This window comes from Sutterella massiliensis (assembly GCF_016899755.1).
GTDB lineage: Bacteria > Pseudomonadota > Gammaproteobacteria > Burkholderiales > Burkholderiaceae_F > Sutterella > Sutterella massiliensis.
In genome coordinates this window covers 1-406 of the sequence record NZ_JACJJC010000314.1, presented here as the reverse complement: position 1 = coordinate 406, position 406 = coordinate 1, and the positions used below count along the sequence as shown (strand labels likewise).

1 protein-coding gene is annotated in these 406 nt (G+C 39.2%); it reads left to right on the top strand.

All coding sequences use genetic code 11. The features are described 5' to 3' along the window. Window positions 1-406, top strand: a 406-nt coding sequence (locus H6A60_RS12725; RefSeq protein WP_205105220.1) for a hypothetical protein, incomplete at both ends; no start/stop codon positions are given.

Genomic DNA, 406 nt, shown 5'->3' with positions numbered 1-406 from the left:
TTTTAGATAAGAACAAAATTCGCTATCCGGAAGTAGATTTTTTCTTTGAAGATAATCCTCTGCACTGGTTTGTTTGTACAAAATTGGAATCAATCGCGTTTGTAAACAAACCACTAATCGTCCATCGAATTGGACGTGTCGGTCAAACGATGGAAGGCAAGCCGGAGAAACTGATTGGTTTCGAAACTCATGCCAAGCTGATTAAAGAGTTTCTCGATAAAAATGACTCCTTTGAAAACTATAAGCTCGATTATCTGCAATGGTATCTTTCGCAAACTTCTTGGGTCCTGCCGAAGTTGAATGGATTGAGATCTCAATACCTGGACACGATGAAAAGGCTTTGCAAGGACTACACTTTCGAGGATGTTAAAGCGGCACGCAAAATCAAAATTTATAAATACGCAAG